Source organism: Ruegeria marisrubri, from assembly GCF_001507595.1.
In the GTDB taxonomy this organism is placed as follows: Bacteria; Pseudomonadota; Alphaproteobacteria; order Rhodobacterales; family Rhodobacteraceae; genus Ruegeria; species Ruegeria marisrubri.
The window spans coordinates 91,718-107,269 of the sequence record NZ_LQBQ01000023.1 but is presented as its reverse complement, the minus strand read 5'-3'; the positions used below and the strand labels follow the sequence as shown (position 1 = coordinate 107,269).

General features: G+C 63.3%; 14 protein-coding genes. 10 read left to right on the top strand and 4 right to left on the bottom strand.

All coding sequences use genetic code 11. From position 1 onward, the window contains the following. Positions 1-129 precede the first annotated feature (129 nt). The 10 genes from AVO45_RS11220 to AVO45_RS11175 all read left to right on the top strand — a co-directional run bounded on the left by AVO45_RS11220 (position 130) and on the right by AVO45_RS11175 (position 9,634). Positions 130-1,215 carry an ABC transporter substrate-binding protein gene (locus tag AVO45_RS11220; protein ID WP_240482130.1) on the top strand — a complete coding sequence of 362 codons (1,086 nt, stop codon included), beginning with the start codon at positions 130-132 and terminating at the stop codon, positions 1,213-1,215. 51 nt (positions 1,216-1,266) lie between these two features. Beyond that, complete coding sequence (locus tag AVO45_RS11215; protein ID WP_068346984.1) at positions 1,267-2,187, top strand: branched-chain amino acid ABC transporter permease; 921 nt, start codon at positions 1,267-1,269, stop codon at positions 2,185-2,187. Next, positions 2,184-3,167 carry a branched-chain amino acid ABC transporter permease gene (locus AVO45_RS11210; RefSeq protein WP_068346982.1) on the top strand — a complete coding sequence of 328 codons (984 nt, stop codon included), beginning with the start codon at positions 2,184-2,186 and terminating at the stop codon, positions 3,165-3,167. The genes AVO45_RS11215 and AVO45_RS11210 overlap by 4 nt, the downstream gene beginning before the upstream one ends. Further along, the gene (locus AVO45_RS11205) at positions 3,160-3,909 is read left to right on the top strand and encodes an ABC transporter ATP-binding protein (RefSeq protein ID WP_068346980.1); all 750 of its coding nucleotides are present in this window, start codon (positions 3,160-3,162) and stop codon (positions 3,907-3,909) included. The genes AVO45_RS11210 and AVO45_RS11205 overlap by 8 nt, the downstream gene beginning before the upstream one ends. Beyond that, positions 3,906-4,595 (top strand): ABC transporter ATP-binding protein, encoded by a 690-nt coding sequence (locus AVO45_RS11200; RefSeq protein ID WP_068346978.1) that lies wholly within the window; start codon positions 3,906-3,908, stop codon positions 4,593-4,595. The genes AVO45_RS11205 and AVO45_RS11200 overlap by 4 nt, the downstream gene beginning before the upstream one ends. 2 nt (positions 4,596-4,597) lie before the next feature. Next, positions 4,598-5,005: an acyl-CoA thioesterase gene (locus AVO45_RS11195; RefSeq protein ID WP_068346976.1), complete on the top strand. Its 408-nt coding sequence runs from the start codon at positions 4,598-4,600 to the stop codon at positions 5,003-5,005. After that, positions 5,002-5,406 carry a RidA family protein gene (locus tag AVO45_RS11190; protein ID WP_068346974.1) on the top strand — a complete coding sequence of 135 codons (405 nt, stop codon included), beginning with the start codon at positions 5,002-5,004 and terminating at the stop codon, positions 5,404-5,406. Before AVO45_RS11195 ends, AVO45_RS11190 begins: the two co-directional genes overlap by 4 nt. A 45-nt stretch (positions 5,407-5,451) precedes the next feature. Next, on the top strand, positions 5,452-6,339 hold the full coding sequence (locus AVO45_RS11185) for a tryptophan 2,3-dioxygenase (protein WP_068346972.1): 888 nt from the start codon (positions 5,452-5,454) through the stop codon (positions 6,337-6,339). A 3-nt stretch (positions 6,340-6,342) separates the two neighbouring features. Next, positions 6,343-7,164: an alpha/beta hydrolase gene (locus AVO45_RS11180; RefSeq protein WP_068346970.1), complete on the top strand. Its 822-nt coding sequence runs from the start codon at positions 6,343-6,345 to the stop codon at positions 7,162-7,164. A 118-nt stretch (positions 7,165-7,282) separates the two neighbouring features. Next, positions 7,283-9,634 carry an oxidoreductase gene (locus AVO45_RS11175; RefSeq protein WP_068346968.1) on the top strand — a complete coding sequence of 784 codons (2,352 nt, stop codon included), beginning with the start codon at positions 7,283-7,285 and terminating at the stop codon, positions 9,632-9,634. Positions 9,635-9,968: 334 nt separating this feature from the next. Here the strand turns inward: AVO45_RS11175 and infB are convergent, their stop codons facing one another. From infB to rimP, 4 genes are read right to left on the bottom strand one after another with little or no spacing between them, the layout of a single operon-like run. After that, a complete protein-coding gene (infB, locus tag AVO45_RS11165) occupies positions 9,969-12,452 on the bottom strand; it encodes a translation initiation factor IF-2 (RefSeq protein ID WP_068346967.1) in 2,484 nt (827 codons plus the stop codon). A gap of 8 nt (positions 12,453-12,460) precedes the next feature. Further along, entirely contained in the window at positions 12,461-13,084 is a 624-nt protein-coding gene (locus tag AVO45_RS11160) for an RNA-binding protein (protein WP_068346965.1), read from the bottom strand. Between the two features lie 24 nt (positions 13,085-13,108). Next, positions 13,109-14,794: a transcription termination factor NusA gene (nusA, locus tag AVO45_RS11155; RefSeq protein WP_068346962.1), complete on the bottom strand. Its 1,686-nt coding sequence runs from the start codon at positions 14,792-14,794 to the stop codon at positions 13,109-13,111. After that, positions 14,794-15,384, bottom strand: a complete 591-nt coding sequence (rimP, locus tag AVO45_RS11150; RefSeq protein WP_068346961.1) for a ribosome maturation factor RimP — start codon at positions 15,382-15,384, stop codon at positions 14,794-14,796. The genes nusA and rimP overlap by 1 nt, the downstream gene beginning before the upstream one ends. Positions 15,385-15,552: the final 168 nt, after the last annotated feature.

The following is a 15,552-nucleotide window of genomic DNA, read 5'->3' as shown; positions in this document are numbered from 1 at the left end:
GGAAAAAATCGGCACCCGGAACAGGAGCGCCTTGAAAAACCTTCGATAACTGTCCTTCAACAGGGGAAGAAGAAGATGAACAAGAAATCCTTTTTTCTGGCGGCGACGGCAGCGGTGCTGTCGGCCGGAATGGCATTGGCCGAGCCGGTCAAGGTCGGCATGATCACCACGCTGTCGGGCGGCGGCGCGGGCCTTGGCATCGACGTGCGCGACGGCTTCATGCTGGCGGTGAAGCAATCCGGAAACCCGGATATCGAAGTCGTGGTCGAGGATGACCAGCGCAAGCCCGACATCGCGGTGCAGCTGGCCGACCGCATGATCCAGTCGGACAAGGTGGACATCCTGACCGGCATCATCTGGTCGAACCTGGCCATGGCGGTGGTTCCGTCGGTGACCGCGCAGGGCAAGTTCTACTTGTCGCCGAACGCGGGCCCGTCGGCGCTGGCCGGCAAGGGTTGCCATCCGAACTACTTCAACGTCGCGTGGCAGAACGACAACCTGCACGAAGCGGCGGGCGCCTATGCCAACACCGCAGGATACAAGAACACCTTCATCCTTGCGCCCAACTATCCGGCGGGCCAGGACGCGCTGGCTGGCTTCAAGCGGTTCTACGAGGGTGATCTGGCCGGCGAGGTCTATACCAAGCTGGGGCAGAAGGACTATGCCAGCGAAATCGCCCAGATCCGGGCCTCGGGCGCGGACAGCGTGTTCTTCTTCCTGCCTGGAGGGATGGGGATTTCCTTCCTCAAGCAATATGCCGACAGCGGTGTTGACCTGCCGGTGGTGGGCCCGGCCTTTTCCTTCGATCAGGGCATCCTTCAGGCCGTCGGCGCCGCTGCGCTGGGCGTCAAGAACACCAGCCAGTGGAACAAGGACATCGACAATCCGGCGAACAAGGCCTTTGTCGAGGCATTCCAAGCCGAATATGGCCGCCTGCCCTCGCTCTATGCGTCGCAGGGCTATGACACGGCGAACCTGATCCTGTCGGCGATGGCCAAGGCCGACGTCAAGGATCAGGACGCCTTCCGTGCCGCGCTGGAAGCGGCCGAGTTCGAGTCGGTGCGCGGCGATTTCAAGTTCGGCCCGAACCATCACCCGATCCAGGACATCTACGTCCGTGAGGTCTTGCAGGAGGGTGACGTCTTTACCAACAAGATCCTGGGTGTCGCGCTCGAGGATCATGCCGACGCCTATGCCGGCGAGTGCAAGATGTAGGAACCAGCAGGCGCGGGGCCGGTCCCCGCGCCCGCCCCTGCGGGTATCGAAATGTCCCTCCTTCTACTGATCGAACAGATCCTGAATGGTCTGCAATTCGGGGTGATGCTGTTTCTGACGGCTGCGGGCCTGACGCTGGTCTTTGGCGTCATGGGCCTGATCAACCTTGCTCACGGATCGCTGTTCATGATCGGCGCATTTGCGGCCGCCGCGACGGCCGCCGCCACGGGCAGTTTCCTGCTGGCGCTGGCCGCCAGCCTGGCCGCGGCAGCCGCCGCCGGCGCGCTGGTCGAAGTTCTGGTGATCCGCCGGCTCTACAGTCGCGACCATCTGGATCAGGTGCTGGCGACCTTCGCCCTGATCCTGGTCTTCTCGGAAGGCACCCGCTGGGTTTTCGGTTCGTTCCCGCTCTATCTCAACATTCCCCCGGCGCTGTCGGGTCCTGTCACCCTGCCCGGAGGCATCGAGTACCCGGTCTATCGCCTGACCATCATCGCCGTGGGCCTGATGATCGCGCTGGGCCTTTTCCTGTTGATCTCGCGCACCCGTCTGGGCGTTCAGATCCGCGCGGGCGAAAGTGATCGCGAGATGATTGCCGCGCTCGGGATCGACATAAACAGGCTCTATACAGTGGTTTTTGCCCTTGGCGCGGCACTGGCCGGACTGGCCGGAGCCCTTGTCGGGGCCATCCAGTCGGTTCAGGTCGGGATGGGTGAGCCGGTTCTGATCCTGGCCTTCGTGGTCATCGTGATCGGGGGAATCGGCTCGATCAAGGGGGCGCTGATCGGCTCGATCCTGGTGGGGCTGACCGACACGCTGGGCGGCGTCCTGCTGCCCGAAACCTTCAAGCTGTTCATGGACCCGGCTTCGGCCACGGCGGTCGGCTCGGCGCTGGCCTCGATGCTGATCTACATCCTGATGGCCGTCGTCCTGGTCGTGAAGCCGATGGGCCTGTACGGAGCACGCGCATGACCCGCGAGACCATCCTGAACGCGGCTCTGGGTCTTGGGCTTCTGGCGTTTCCGCTCTGGGCCTATTTCGCCGACGAGCCGTTCATGATCACGCTGGCAACGCGCGTGGCCATCCTTGCCCTGGCGGGCGTCGGGCTGAACATCGCCCTGGGGCTCGGCGGGCTGGTCAGCCTTGGGCACGCGGCCTTCTTCGGGATCGGCGGCTATGCAATGGGCATCCTCGCCAGCCACGCGCAAAGCTACAGCCCGCTGATGGAAACGCCCTTCCTGATCGAGGGCACCAAGTCGATGCCGGTGATCTGGCTGACGGCGATCGTCGCGTCGGGGCTGGCGGCGCTGGTCATCGGAGCCTTGTCGCTGCGCACCTCGGGCGTCTATTTCATCATGATCACGCTCGCCTTCGGCCAGATGCTGTTCTATTTCGCGATCAGCTGGCCCGCCTATGGTGGCGAGGACGGTCTGTCGATCTATGTCCGCAACAGCTTTCCCGGCCTGAACACGCTGGACCCGATCCAGTTCTTCCTGATCGCATATGTGCTGCTGATGGCGGCGCTGCGGTTTTCTGCCCGGCTTGCCGGATCGCCCTTCGGGCTGGCCCTGAACGCGGCGCGGCAGACCGCGGAACGGGTCGAAACCGTGGGCATCGTTCCCTATCGCCTGCGCCTGACGGCCTTCGTCCTTTCCGGGATGATCACCGGGCTTGCCGGTGCCCTGTTCGCCGATCTCAACCGCTTTGTCAGTCCGACCATGTTCAGCTGGCAGACCTCGGGCGAGATCATGATCTTCATCATCCTCGGCGGCACGGCCCGGCTGTTCGGGCCTGTGGCAGGGGCCGCGCTGTTCATCACGCTCGAGCATGTTCTGGGCGGGCTGTCCGAGTTCTGGCACATCTATCTGGGGCTGCTTCTGCTTGTCGTGGTTCTGTATGCCCGTGGCGGAATCATCGGCACGCTGGCCGGGCAGGAGGTGAAGCATGACTGATCCGGTGCTGTACGTCCGCAACATCACCAAGAGCTTTGGCGCACTGAAGGCGTCGGATGATGTGTCGCTCGACCTCCGCCCCGGAGAAATCCACGCCCTGATCGGGCCGAATGGCGCCGGAAAATCGACCCTGATCCAGCAGATTTCGGGCGGTTTGCAGCCCGACAGCGGAACGGTTCACTTCCTCGGACAGGACGTCACGGCCTTGGGCACGGCGCAGAGGGCACGCATGGGGCTGGGCCGGACGTTCCAGATCTCGGCCCTGGCGATGGAAGACACCGTGCTGCAGAATGCGATGCTGGGTGCCCTGGGGGCCAGCGGCCGCCCCTTCCGCTTCTTCCGGCCGGTTCTGCAGGAAAAGGCCCTGCGGCAGGTCGCGGAAACCGCGCTGGACCGGGTCGGGCTGCTGGATCACGCGGCCATCCGCACGTCGGACCTGTCCCACGGTCAGCGTCGGCAGTTGGAGGTGGCCGTTGCGCTGACGCTCAGCCCCCGTGCCTTCATCATGGACGAGCCTATGGCGGGTCTTGGCGCCAGCGGTTCCAGACGCCTCACCGCCTTTCTGGACGAGCTGCGGCACGAGGCGCCGATCCTGTTAGTCGAGCATGACATGGACGCGGTGTTTGCACTGGCCGACCGGATCAGCGTGCTGGTCTATGGCAAGGTCATCGCCACTGGATCCGTTGACGAGATACGCAACCACGCCGAGGTGCGCCGCGCCTATCTGGGGGAAGACGCATGAGCCTTCTCAGCCTCACCAATGTCTCGGCCTTCTACGGCGCGTCCCAGGCCCTGTTCAAGGTGAGCCTCCGGGTGGACGAGGGCGCGGTCGTTGCCCTGATGGGGCGCAACGGCATGGGGAAATCGACCACGATCAAGACGATCATGCGGATGCTGCCGGCCGCCGGGGGAGAGCTGTTGTTCGACGGCCACGACCTGCGCCGCCTGCCCAGCCACAAGGCGGCCCGGCTGGGTCTGGGGCTGGTGCCCGAGGGGCGGCGCTGTTTTCCCAACCTGACCGTCGAAGAGAACCTGACGGCGGCCGCCCGCCCCGGCCACTGGGACCTCAAGCGGGTGGCGCAACTCTTTCCCCGGTTGGAGGAGAGACGCGCCCAGTCGGCTGCCTCGTTGTCGGGGGGCGAGCAGCAGATGCTGGCCATCGGGCGCGCCCTGATGACCAACCCGCGCCTGCTGATCCTCGACGAAGCAACCGAGGGGCTGGCCCCGATCGTGCGGCAGGAGATCTGGGCCGCCATCGCCACGCTGAAGCGTGAAACCGGGCTGGCCCTTCTGGTGGTGGACAAGTCTCTGCGCGAATTGAGGCAGATCGCGGACGAGGCTGTTATTCTGCAGCGGGGCGAGACCGTCTGGCACGGTACGATGGGCACGCTGCCCCCCGAGATTACCGACCGATACCTTGGAGTATGACAATGGCTTACCACTGGCGGCAGAAGGTGCTGTTCAAACACTGCGACCCGGCTGGGATCGTGTTCTTTCCGCGCTACTACATGATGATCAACGACTGTGTGGAGGCGTTCTTTTTCGACGTTCTGCATTACCCCTTCGAGGAATTCCACAAAGAGGCGGCGGGCGTGCCCACGGCTCAGATGGAAACGACCTTTCACGCCCCCAGCCGGCATGGCGACTGGCTGGACTTCGCTCTTCAGCCGCTGCGCATCGGACGCACCAGCCTGGATTACGGGCTGGTTGCAACCTCGGACAGCGAGCGCCGTCTGAGTGCGAAGGCGACTCTGGTGCACATCAAGAACTACGTGCCCGATCCCTGGCCGCAGGACGTGCGCGACAAGATTTCCGAAATGATTGGAGACGAGAAATGAGCAATCAGGTGATACATCCCGAAGGATGGGCGCCCGCCAAGGGCTACGCCAACGGGATTCTCAGCGACGATGGTACGCTCTATGTGGGTGGTCAGGTCGGCTGGACGTCCGAGCAGAGGTTCGAGGCGCACGACTTCATCGGCCAGATGGAGCAGGCGTTGCGGAACATCTTGGATATCGTTCAAGCCGCCGGAGGAGCGGCCCAGGACATTACCCGGTTGACGTGGTTCGTTGTCGACAAGGAGGAATATCTCGCGCGCCAAAAGGAGGTGGGCGAAGCTTATCGCAAGGTGATGGGGCGGCACTTCCCGGCAATGTCCCTGGTCGTGGTTGCCGGATTGGTGGAAGACGGGGCCTTGCTCGAGATCGAAGCGACCGCAAAACTGAAAAACAGGCTCTAACAAAGAAGGTTTCGCAGATTTGGCTCTGCATCCCGGAGAACGCACATGGCTGACCAGAACAAGAAAAATCGCCTTTCTCAACGCGGCATCGAAGATACTCTCGTCACCGATTTCGCCGACAAGCACCGCAAGACCTATGGCGATTTCCTGCAGCTCAAGACGCTCTTGAGCCTGCAAAAGACCTTTCAGGATCCGGCCCAGCCGGACGAGATGCTGTTCATCATCATCCACCAGGTCAGCGAATTGTGGCTCAAGCTGATGCATCACCAGCTTGTCGAGGTGCGCCGCTTTCTGCGGCAGGACGATTTCGGCCCCGCGATGAAGAATCTCGACCGGATCAAGGCGATCCAGCGCCAGTTGATCGCCGCCTGGGACACGTTGCTGACCATGACTCCGGCCGACTACATGACCTTCCGCCACGCGTTGGGGAATTCGTCGGGGTTCCAGAGCTACGGCTACCGGCAGATCGAATTCATCCTCGGCAACAAGGACACCTCGACCCTCAAGGTGCATGAGCACGACCCCGAGGTGATGGAGATGCTGAACGCCGCCCTCACTAAGCCCTCGCTCTACGACGAAGTGCTGCAAATGCTGGCGCGGCAGGGATTCGACGTGCCGCAGGAGTTGCTGGAGCGCGACTTCTCGCAGCCCTACACGGGCGACCCGCGCGTGGTGAAGATCTGGACCGAGATCTACCGCAACACCGACAAGTACTGGGACCTCTACGCGCTGGCGGAGAAACTGATGGACGTGGAATCGCTGTTCCAGCGCTGGCGCTTCGACCATGCGACCGCCGTCGAAAGGGTGATCGGGATGCAGCCGGGAACCGGCGGGTCCAGCGGCGTGGCCTTCCTCAGAAAGGCGCTGGAGCTGAAGTTCTTTCACGACCTCTACGACATGCGGTCCGAGCTCATGTACAACCAGGGGGCGTGAAACATGCTCTATCGCGGGTTTTCGTCCGACGAACTGGCGCTGGAGTATTCTCCAAGTGCGATGGTGGGGGGTGACATCACCCCCTATCTGGCCAGCTACGCGGCGCTGAGCGCCAAGGCGCGCGCGGACCTGCGGGTGCGCGAAAACCTGCGCTATGGGCCAGGCCCGACGCATGTACTGGACTATTTTCCGGCGCGTGAACCCGGCGCGCCGCTGCATGTGTTCATCCACGGCGGATACTGGCAGGCGCTCAGCCAGCGTGACTCGGCAATGATGGCGCCGGGGCTGATCGACAGCGGCCATGCCTTTGCCACCTTGAACTACACCATCGCGCCCGATGCCCGGCTGGGCGACATGATCGACGAATGCCGGGACGCCCTGCTGTGGCTGGCCGCGCAGTCCGACGAGCTTGCTTTTGACCCCGCTCGGGTTTCGTTGTCGGGGCACAGCGCCGGCGGTCACCTTGCGGCGATGGTGATGGCGAGTGCCGCGCCCATGCTGGCCGATGCCGGTCTGACGGTGGCAAATGTGACTCTAATAAGCGGTATTTTCGATCTGGAGCCGATCGCGCTGGTGCCGGTGAACGACCCGCTGCAGCTGACGCCACAAGAAATCGAGGAGCTTTCGCCAATCCGCCACCTGCCCGAGCCCGGCCCACATTTCCGCGTCACCGTCGGCGAGCGGGATACGGCCGAGTTCATCCGCCAGAGTCGGGATTTCGCCGAACTGCTGCGCAAGGCGGGGCACTCGGTCAGCTTCGATCTGCAAAAGGGTCTGCATCACTTCGACATCATCCTGCACGCCGGAACGTTTCAGACGGCTTAGGTGCAGGGCTTGTTCCGGGCGCATGTCCTTACAGGCCTAAATATTTCATACTTAAATTAAATGGCCAGACGTGCTATCCAACAAGGCGAGACGCCAGACGACTCGGGGGAGGACCAGGATGAAAATCACGGTGATCGGCGGCGGGCCCGGTGGCCTCTACACGGCGCTTCTGACCAAGAAGGCACGCCCCGACTGGGAGATCGAGGTCTTTGAACGCAACCGGGCCGACGACACCTTTGGCTTCGGTGTCGTGTTTTCCGACGAGACGCTGGACGAATTTCTCAGCCGCGACAAACCGGTCTTTGACCGCATGCGGGGCGAGTTCGCCTATTGGGACGACGTCGCGATTCACTTCAAGGGTCAGGAAATGCGCTGTGCCGGCAACGGGTTTTGCGGCACGTCGCGGCACACCCTGCTGCGGATCCTGCAGGAACGCTGCGCGGAACTTGGGGTCAAGATGACCTTCGGCGCCGAGATCGACGCGGCCAACCTCAGGACGCAGTTTGCGGATTCCGACGTGATCGTGGCCAGCGACGGCATCAACTCGGCCATCCGCGAACATTTCAAGGACGGGTTCCGGCCCACGACCACGTGGAAATCCAACCGTTTCTGCTGGATGGGCTCGACCCGGCCGATGGGTGAATTCAACTATTTCTTCCGCGAGACCGAGCACGGCCACATGGTCGCCCATTGCTATCAATACGAAAAGAACCACTCGACCTGGGTCTTTGAAATGGACGAGGCAACGTGGCAGGGTCACGGGTTCGAGGAGTTCGACGAGGAAGGATCAAAGGCCAAGCTCGAGAAGATCTTTGCCGAGGAACTGCAGGGCCACCCCCTGCTGCTGAACCGGTCGAACTGGCGCAATTTCCCCCGGATCTTCTGCGAGAACTGGTATGTGGACAATATCGTCATCCTCGGCGACGCCAAGGCCAGCGCGCATTTCTCGATCGGGTCGGGCACCAAGCTGGCGATGGAATGCGCCATTGCGCTGTCGGATGCGCTGGTCGCCCATGCCGAGACCGATGTGCAGGCAGCGTTCCGGGCCTATGACGAGGCCCGCCGCACCCCCTGCCAGATCATTCAGCACAACGCCGATGTCTCGCTGGCCTGGTTCGAACACATGAACCGGTCATGGGACATGGAGCCCTATCAGTTCGCGATGGTGGTGATGTGCCGGGCCAAGTCCATCACCTATGACAACCTGATCATCCGCGACCCCGAGTTCGTGCGAAAAGCGGATGACGAATGGTATGCCCGTCATTTGCGCGAAACCGGCGAGGACCTGCGTCAGAGCCGCCCGACTCCGATGTTCTCGAAATTCAGGATGCGCGGCATGGAACTGGCCAACCGGGTGGTGATGTCTCCGATGGCGCAATACTCCGCGGACAGGCAGGGCAACCCGACCGAATGGCACAAGGTGCATTACTGCAGCCACGCGATGGGAGGCATGGGCCTGATCTTTACCGAGATGACTTGCCCTTCGGCCGATGCCCGCATCAGCGAGGGGTGTCCGGGCATGTGGACGGACGAGCACGAGGCGCGCTGGAAAGAGATCGTCGATTTCATCCATGCCAATTCGGCCGCCAAGGTCGCGATGCAGCTCGGCCATGCCGGGCGCAAGGGCTCGACCCAGTTGGGCTGGGAGCGCGAGAACCATCCGATTGCGGATGCCGAGGCCAACTGGCCGATCGTCTCGGCCTCGCCGCTGCCGTGGTTCGAAGGCGAAAGCCAGGTGCCTGCAGAACTGGATCGGGCCGGAATGACCCGAGTCAGAGACGATTTCGTGCAGGCAGCCGAGCGCGCCGCCCGCGCCGGGTTCGATATGTTGGAGCTGCATTGCGCGCATGGCTACCTGCTGGCCTCCTTCCTGTCGCCGCTGACGAACCTGCGTGAGGACGAATATGGCGGCAGCCTGGAAAACCGTTTGCGCTTTCCGCTGGAGGTCTTTGCCGCCATGCGCGATGTCTGGTCCTCTGACAGGCCGATGTCGGTCCGCGTCTCGGGCACCGACTGGAAGGACGGCGGTCTGAGCGAAGCCGATCTGATCGGGATCGCAGAGGCCTTCCACGGCGGCGGATGCGACCTGATCGACGTGTCCGCTGGCCAGACGGTGCCTGACCAGAAACCAGTCTATGGCCGGATGTTCCAGACCCATCTGGCCGAAGCGGTTCGCAACGTGCCCAGGATCGCCACGATGGCCGTGGGCGCCATCACAGAAGCGGCGCAGGTCAATACCATCCTGCACACCCGTCGCGCCGACCTGGTGGCCATTGGGCGCCCGCACCTGTGGAACCCGTATTTCACCCATCAGGCGGCCGCATGGTATGGGGCACGCAACGATTCTGCATGGCCCAGGCAATATCTCAGCGGAGCAGCTCAGGCCTTTCGCGAGGCCGAGAAGACCCGCGAGAAGATTCAGGAACTGCAGAGAAAGGCGGCACCGGGGCGGCATGCCCGGCCTCATTGACCCGGGAAGACCGGCGCATTCCCTCAACAAGATGTATTTTCGTGGCGTTCTGGCGAAATTCGTCTATTTTTTCGTGTGTCTTGTTCTTATGGGGGGATCGGGCATGCTTCGAACCATCACACTGGGCAGTTGCGTATTGGTTCAGGGAATGTTGGTCAGAAAATGGCCAGATGGCCGCGTGTCGGTGCGCGTAGGAGACAAGATCTTTCGCGGGCACCCCGTGAAAAAGGCTGTCTGACTTCAACGGCTTACCGCTCACGAATCAAAAAGGGGATGGCGGCGCCATCCCCTTTTTTCCATGCAGCACTTGGCGAAGCGCGCTTTCCCGGCCGGATCAGTCGAGGGTTCGTTGCACTTCTTCGCGTTCGAAGATCTCGATCACGTCGCCGGGGCGGATGTCGTCGTAGTTCTCGAACGCCATGCCGCATTCCTGACCCGACTGAACCTCGGCCACTTCGTCCTTGAAGCGTTTCAGCGTCTTCAGCGTGCCTTCGTGGATCACCACGTTGTCGCGCAGCAGACGCACGCCGGCGGAACGGCGGGCAACGCCCTCGGTGACCAGACAGCCAGCCACTTTGCCGACACCCGAGACCTTGAAGACTTCCTTGATCTCGGCATAGCCGATGAATTTCTCGCGGATCTCGGCACTCAGCAGGCCCGATGCGGCCGCTTTCACGTCATCCACCAGATCGTAGATCACCGAGTAGTAGCGGATCTCGACACCCTTCTGGTTGGCGGTGTTGCGTGCCGATGCATTGGCCCGGACGTTGAAGCCGAAGACCGGAGCGCCCGATGCCTCGGCGAGGCCGATATCGGTTTCCGTGATGGCGCCAACGCCCGAATGCAGAACGCGCACGCGCACCTCGTCGTTGCCGATCTTTTCCATCGCCTGAACGATCGCTTCGGCCGAGCCCTGCACGTCGGCTTTGACGAGGATCGGAAGCTCGGAAACACTCTCGTCTTCCTTGGCCTTCTGCATCAGCTGTTCCAGCGTGGTCGCGGCACCTGCGGCGGCGCGCTTGTCCTTGGCGACCTGTGCGCGGTACTCGGCGATCTCGCGGGCTTGCGCCTCGGTTTCGGTCACGTTCAGAACGTCACCGGCCTCGGGGGTGCCATTGAGCCCCAGAACCTCGACCGGCACCGAAGGCCCGGCTTCTTTCACGCGCTCGCCCTTGTCGTTGATCAGCGCGCGGACCTTGCCGTACTGCTCGCCCACGACGAAGATGTCGCCCTGGTGCAGGGTGCCCTTCTGGACCAGAACGGTCGCGACCGGACCGCGGCCCACGTCCAGCTGGGCCTCGATCACGGCGCCTTGCGCGGCGCGGTTCGGGTTGGCTTTCAGCTCCAGGATCTCGGCCTGCAGCGCGATGGCTTCCAGCAGGTCGTCCAGACCCTGACCGGTGATGGCCGAAACTTCGACATCCTGGACGTCGCCGGACATCTTTTCGACGATCACCTCGTGCTGCAGCAGGTCGGTGCGCACCTTGTCCGGGTTGGCCTCGGGCTTGTCGATCTTGTTGATCGCCACGATCATCGGAACACCGGCGGCCTTGGCGTGGTTGATCGCCTCGACCGTCTGCGGCATCACCGCGTCATCGGCAGCAACCACCAGCACCACGATATCGGTTACCTGCGCCCCGCGTGAGCGCATCGAGGTAAACGCCGCGTGGCCAGGCGTATCCAGGAAGGTCAGCGTGGTGCCGTCCTTGGTCTGCACCTGGTAGGCACCGATATGCTGGGTGATGCCACCGGCCTCGCCCGACACGACCTTGGTGTTGCGGATGGCGTCCAGCAATGATGTCTTGCCGTGGTCGACGTGGCCCATGATGGTGATGACCGGCGGACGCGGCTGCAGGTCTTCTTCCTTGTCCTCGATATCGGCGATGACGTCTTCGACATCGGCGTCGGACACGCGCACGACCTTGTGGCCGAATTCCTCGATGATCAGCTCGGCGGTATCGGCGTCGATGCTCTGGTTTTGCGTGACCATCATGCCCATGTTCATCAGCGCCTTGACCACGTCGGCCACGCGCTCGGCCATGCGGTTGGCCAGTTCCGAAACCACGATGGTCTCGGGCAGCTGCACGTCGCGGACCACCTTTTCGCGCTCGACCGGGCCGCCCATCGCCTTCTGGCGCGCGCGCTCCTGCTTGCGCTTCATCGCGGCCATCGACCGCTGACGACCGCCTTCGCCCGAAAGCGCCTGGTTCAGGGTCAGCTTGCCGGACCGGCGACCATCGTCGCGGCCCTTGCCGCGAGAGGGGCGCTGCTCGCGCTCGGTGCGGCGCGGCTGGCTTTCGGACAGGGCCGGCTTGCTCGGCGCCGCAGCCTTGGCCTTGGGCGCCTCTTTCGCAGCCGCGGCTTCGGCGGCAGCCCGCTTGGCGGCCTCTTCGGCCTCCTTGCGCTTGCGTTCTTCGTCTTCGGCCTTCTGGCGCGCGCGCTCTTCGGCCTCGCGCTGTTCGCGCTCCTTGGCCTCCTGCTCGGCGCGGCGGCGTGCACGCTCTTCCTCGCGGGCCTTTTCCTCGGCCTCGCGCTTGGCGGCTTCTTCGGCTTCGCGTGCCTTGGCGGCCTGCAGCGCCTTCAGGCGGCGCTCCATCTCGGCATCCGAGATCCCCGCCGGACGGCGCGACTTGTCACCCGCCGGTGCGGTCCCGCTGCTGCTCGGCTTGGCCGCGCCCGGCTTGGGGACGACCACGCGCTTGCGTTTGGTTTCCACCACGACATTCTTGGTCCGTCCGTGGCTGAAACTCTGTTTCACATTCCCGGGGCGTGCCCCGCCACGCAGACCCAATGTCTTTTTGCCGTCACTATCGCTCATAAAGCTTCTTACCCTTCCGAGCGGCCCTTGCCGCCGTCATCCGTTTCGCGCAAGCCACGCAGGCGCTGCGCTTCCTCTACAACACGTTTGGCGAGTCCGCCAGAGGCGAGCGCCGCATGAATCACCGTTTGGCGCCCAAATGCCATGCCAAGTTCATCCGCCGTGAGCCAGCCGATGTATTTTCCATAATGCGGCGTGCTCAGTTTCGACTTGCCGCGACCCGAGCCATCCACCGCCTGAATCAGGACCCATGCTTCTTCCTTGTCGAGCCAGGTCTTGACCTTTTCGTATCCCGCGACCGCCTCTCCGGACTTCCGCGCGAGGCTGATGAGTTCGACGACGCGTCTGGACAGCAGACGCTCCACCTCGCCGGCCAGATCTTCCGGCACCGTCACCGGCGCCTTGAGCCCACGTGCGAACAGCTTCTTGCTGATCGCGCGGTTCAACGCCTCGCGATCGGCGGCCACGTAAACGCCCCGGCCCGGCAGCTTGCCCGCGATATCCGGGCATACCTGGCCGTCCGGCCCGGCCACGAAGCGGATCAACCCATATTTAGGCTGAACCTCGCCCGTGGCGATGCATTTCCGCTCGGGCCCTGCCGAACGATCCTTGGAGACGCCGCCGCGACCCATCCGCGCCACCCCGGGGGCCCGAGATCAGGCCCCGGCCTCCTCGTCGGACGATTCGACCTCGCCGGCGTCTTCGGCCTCGGCCTCAAGCTCGGCCGGATCGACCCAGCCCAGCATGATGCGCGCGGTCATCACCAGATCCTGCGCCTCTTCCAGAGACACGTCGAACGGTTCGAGAATGCCGTCGTCCTTGACCCGCTGGCCATCGACCGTCGTCCATCCGCCGGCCAGTTCCCAGTCGGCACAGGTGGCGAAGTCCTCCAGCGTCTTCACGCCATCCTTTGCCAGTGCCTCTACCATCTGGGGTGTCAGGCCTTCGAATTCAATGAGGCTGTCCTCGGCGCCCAGCGCACGGGCATTGTCCAGCGCGGCCTTGGCCTGGGCCTCGAGAACGTCGCGGGCACGCGCCTGCAGTTCGTTCGCGGTGCCTTCGTCCACGCCGTCGATCACCAGCAGCTCATCGAGTTCGACATAGGCGACCTCTTCGAGGTTGGTGAAGCCTTCGGAAACCAGAAGCTGCGCAAAGAACTCGTCCAGATCGAGGCTTTCCATGAACAGCTTGGTGCGGGCCTCGAATTCCTTCTGGCGACGGGCCGATTCTTCGGCCTCGGTCATGATGTCGATGTCCAGACCGGTCAGCTGGCTGGCCAGGCGCACGTTCTGACCGCGGCGGCCAATCGCCAGCGACAGCTGGTCCTCGGGCACGACGACCTCGATCTTGCCGGCTTCCTCGTCCAGAACCACCTTGGAGACCTCGGCCGGTTGCAGCGCGTTCACCAGGAAGGTCGGCTGATCCTCGTTCCACGGGATGATGTCGATCTTTTCGCCCTGCAGCTCGTTCACGACCGCCTGAACCCGGCTGCCGCGCATACCGACGCAGGCGCCGACGGGGTCGATCGAGTTGTCATACGAGATCACGGCGATCTTGGCGCGCGAACCCGGGTCGCGGGCCACGGCCTTGACCTCGATGATGCCGTCATAGATTTCCGGCACTTCCATCTTGAACAGCTCGGCCATGAATTCCGGCGCGGTGCGCGACAGGAAGATCTGCGGCCCGCGCGGCTCGCGGCGCACATCCTTGATGTAGCAGCGGATGCGGTCATTCGGGCGATAGCTTTCGCGGCCGATCTTTTCGTTGCGGCGCAGGATCGCCTCGCCGGTGCCGACATCGACGATGACGTTGCCGTATTCCTCGCGCTTGACGACGCCGTTGATGATGGTGCCGACGCGATCCTTGAATTCCTCGTACTGGCGATCCCGCTCGGCCTCGCGCACCTTCTGCAGGATCACCTGCTTGGCGGATTGGGCCGCGATCCGGCCCATCTCGACCGGCGGAACCTCTTCCTGGAACACGTCACCCACCTGCGGACCGGTCGAGAAATCCTCGATCGGCTGACCGTCGCGCAGCCAGACCGAGCGACCATCCTTGCTGGGCTCGAAATAGGCACGGGCCTGATCAACGGACATTTCAGCCTGGTAGTTTTCCAGCTCGTCGTCGTCGACCACGGTGCGGACGCGGGTAAAGGTCGCCTTGCCGGTCTTGCGGTCGATCGACACGCGGATGTCCATCTCCGAGCCGTAGCGGCTCTTGGCCGCGCGGGCGAGCGACTCTTCCATCGCTTCCACCACCAGACCGGGGTCGATCATCTTTTCGCGGGCCACGGCCTCGGCGGTTTGCAACAGCTCCAGCTGGTTTGCAGAGGTGATTGCCATCAGTTCGTCTCCTCTTCGGACCCTTCGGTCACGATCTCGTCGAATTGGTCTTCGTTCAGGGCGCCCGCGGCCTTTCGCTGACGCAGCATTTCCTTGATCAGGTCTTCGGTCAGAACCAGCTTGGCATCGCTCAGCCAGTCGAATTTCAGACCGATGGTGATGGTTTCATCGCCTTGCGGGATGTTGATGAGAACCTCATCCCCCTCGACGCCCGCCAGTTCCCCCTTGAAGCGGCGGCGGCCGTCGATCAGTTCGGCGGTTTCCAGCTTGGCCTCGTAGCCCTCGAAGGCTTCGAAATCCTTGAGCCGGGTCAGCGGCCGGTCGATGCCGGGGCTGGACACCTCGAGCGTGTAGGCATCAAGGATCGGGTCCTCGACATCCAGCGTGGCGCTGACCGCGTTCGAGATCTCGGCGCAGTCATCCACCTCGATCCCGCCCTCGGGCTTGTCGGCCATGATCTGCAGGGTGGTCTGCTTGCCGCTCATGAGGCGGATGCGGACGAGTTCGAACCCCATGTCCTCGATGACGGGGGTTATGATCTCGGCCAGACGCCGGTCGATGGCAGCCTTTGCTATCAGGTCGTTTGTCATAAGTGTCCAAACACAAAAAAACGGGCGCGCGGCCCGTCGATCATTTCCGGTGGAGCCCCGAGCCCTTGGCCCGACGCGCCGCTGTTGAAAGGGCATATACGCCCGGAGAAGCGAATCTGCAACCCCTGGCTTTGTCGCACAGCGCAATGCCGCTCGGGGCGACCCTTG